This is a genomic window from Methylobacterium sp. WL116 (assembly GCF_008039455.1).
Classification (GTDB): Bacteria; Pseudomonadota; Alphaproteobacteria; order Rhizobiales; family Beijerinckiaceae; genus Methylobacterium.
The window spans coordinates 1-1771 of sequence record NZ_VRUV01000724.1 but is presented as its reverse complement, the minus strand read 5'-3'; the positions used below and the strand labels follow the sequence as shown (position 1 = coordinate 1771).

Sequence of the window (1771 nt, the reverse complement as noted above, 5' to 3'; positions counted from 1 at the left end):
GGCTCGCTCGCCGAGGCGGCGGCGCTCGCCGTCGCCGGCGAAACCGGACGCCTGATCCTCGCCCGCATCGACGACGGACGTGCCACCTGCGCGCTCGCGGCGCGGGGCCTAGCGAGCGACGAGGCGATGCGCGAGGCCGATGAGGCCAGCGCCCTCTTCCGTCCCCCCTCTGCGGGGGTAGGGAAGGATGCGGGCGCCGTTAGCCGATCGAAGACACCCATATCCCAGCGCGCCCGAACGGCGCAGATCGTGACCGCATGACCGTCCATTTCATCGGCGCCGGGCCGGGCGCTCCCGACCTCATCACCGTGCGCGGGCGCGACCGGATCGCGGCCTGTCCGGTCTGCCTCTATGCCGGCTCCCTGGTCGCGCCGGAGATCCTCGGCTGGTGCCCCCCGGGCGCGCGGATCGTCGACACCGCGCCGCTCGACCTTGACGCGATCGTCGCGGAGATCGAGGCGGCGCATGCGCGCGGCGAGGACGTCGCCCGGCTGCATTCCGGCGACCTGTCGATCTGGAGCGCGCTCGCCGAGCAGATGCGGCGGCTCGACCGGATCGGGATCGCCTACACCGTCACGCCGGGCGTCCCGGCCTTCTCCGCGGCGGCGGCCCTGCTGAAGCGCGAGCTGACCGTGCCGGGCGTGGCGCAGTCGGTCGTCCTCACCCGCACCTCCGGGCGGGCGAGCGCGATGCCGGAGCGCGAGACGCTGGCCGGCTTCGCCGCCACCGGCGCGACGCTGGCGCTGCACCTCTCGATCCACATTCTGGACAAGGTCGTCGCCGAGCTCGTGCCGTTCTACGGCGCGCCCTGCCCGGCCGCCGTGGTGTTCCGCGCCTCCTGGCCGGACGAGCGGGTGATCACCGGAACGCTCTCGACGATCGCGGGGCAGGTCGCCGGATCTGGGATCGAGCGCACGGCGCTGATCCTGGTCGGGCCGGCGCTCGGCGCCGAGGATTTTCGCGAGAGCGCGCTCTACGCGGCCGACTACGACCGCCGGTTCCGGCCCGGCGGGGCGGTCGGCAGCACGGGCATCGACAACGAGGACGCGAACGCATGAGCGTTCCCGGCATCCTCGTCGCCGCGCCGCGGTCGAGTTCCGGCAAGACCACGGTGACGCTCGCGCTCATGCGCGCGCTCGCCCGTCGCGGCTTGCGCGTCCGCGGGGTGAAGTGCGGGCCCGATTACATCGACCCGGCCTTCCACGAGGCGGCGACCGGCTTTCCGAGCGTCAACCTCGACAGCTTCGCGATGGGCCCTGCCCTCCTCGACGCGGTCGCCGGGTTCGCCGTGCGGGACGCCGACATCGTCGTGGCGGAAGGATCGATGGGCCTGTTCGACGGCGTCCGAGCCGGCGAGGGCCGCACCGGCGCGAATGCCGACATCGCCGCCCGCTACGGCTGGCCCGTGCTGTTGGTGCTCGACGTGTCGGGGGCGGCGCAGTCCGCGGCGGCGATCGCGCTCGGCTGCTCGCTCTACGATGCGCGCGTCAGAATCGCGGGCGTGGTGCTGAACAAGGTGGCCAGCGCCCGCCATCGCCGCCTCGTCGAAGCCGGGCTCGCCCGCGTCGGGATCCCGGTCCTCGGCGCGCTGATGCGGGATGCGTCGCTGGTCCTGCCGGAGCGCCATCTCGGCCTCGTGCAGGCGCGGGAGACCTCCGACCTCGACGCCCGTCTCGATCGCCTCGGCGATCTCGCCGTCGAAGGTCTCGATTGCGATGCGATCCTGGCTGCGGCCGGCGGCGCGGTTCCCGCCGGCGCGGGCGCCCTCCCC

At 73.9% G+C, this 1771-nt stretch carries 2 protein-coding genes and 1 pseudogene; all 3 read left to right on the top strand.

What is annotated here, in order from left to right:
* Positions 1-261 (top strand): annotated as a pseudogene (locus FV223_RS32175) (hypothetical protein); the annotation flags it as partial.
* Positions 258-1058 carry a precorrin-4 C(11)-methyltransferase gene (gene cobM, locus FV223_RS26675; RefSeq protein ID WP_147729740.1) on the top strand — a complete coding sequence of 267 codons (801 nt, stop codon included), beginning with the start codon at positions 258-260 and terminating at the stop codon, positions 1056-1058. The pseudogene FV223_RS32175 and the gene cobM, both read left to right, overlap by 4 nt.
* Positions 1055-1771, top strand: a 717-nt coding sequence (locus tag FV223_RS26670) for a cobyrinate a,c-diamide synthase (protein WP_147729739.1), incomplete at its 3' end; no start/stop codon positions are given. The genes cobM and FV223_RS26670, both read left to right, overlap by 4 nt.

Bases quoted from the DNA above. Each gene is read 5' to 3' on its own strand.
- cobM (WP_147729740.1), top strand. From the start codon at position 258: ATGACCGTCCATTTCATCGGCGCCGGGCCGGGCGCTCCCGACCTCATC.